The sequence below is a fragment of the Acinetobacter sp. AND/436 genome, assembly GCF_049546925.1.
GTDB lineage: Bacteria > Pseudomonadota > Gammaproteobacteria > Pseudomonadales > Moraxellaceae > Acinetobacter > Acinetobacter indicus.
Genome location: NZ_JBMXBO010000047.1, coordinates 1 through 679 on the forward strand (window position 1 = coordinate 1; position 679 = coordinate 679).

The window sequence follows — 679 nt, forward strand, 5'->3', positions numbered from 1 at the left end:
AGTTGGGGGGGGCTTTCTTTGAATACATCCTTACCGTGGTCAATCGAACTCATCGAAAAAAATAAAGATCAATGGTATTGGTTCAATCTTTCTAGAAATACATCCTTACCGTGGTCAATTGAACTTTTTGAAAAATATAAAGATCAATGGAGTTGGGGGGGCTTTCTTGGAATACATCCTTACCGTGGTCAATCGAACTCATCGAAAAATATAAAGATCAATGGGATTGGGGGGGGCTTTCTTGGAATACATCCTTACCGTGGTCAATCGAACTCATCGAAAAATATAAAGATCAATGGAGTTGGCGGGGGCTTTCTAGTAATACATCCTTACCGTGGTCAATTGAACTTTTTGAAAAATATAAAGATCAATGGCATTGGCCCTATCTTTCTAGTAATACATCCTTACCGTGGTCAATTGAACTTTTTGAAAAATATAAAGATCAATGGGATTGGGGGAGGCTTTCTTGGAATACATCCTTACCGTGGTCAATTGAACTTTTTGAAAAATATAAAGATCAATGGGATTGGGGGAGGCTTTCTAGTAATACAGCCTTACCGTGGTCAATTGAACTCATCGAAAAATATAAAGATCAATGGCATTGGGATTGGGGGCTTTCTAGTAATACATCCTTACCGTGGTCAATTGAACTTTTTGAAAAATATAAAGATCAATGGGA

Annotated in this window: 1 pseudogene; it reads left to right on the plus strand. The window is 37.7% G+C overall.

What is annotated here, in order from left to right:
- Window positions 1-152: 152 nt before the first annotated feature.
- Window positions 153-679 (plus strand): annotated as a pseudogene (locus tag ACPEPR_RS13825) (hypothetical protein); the annotation flags it as partial.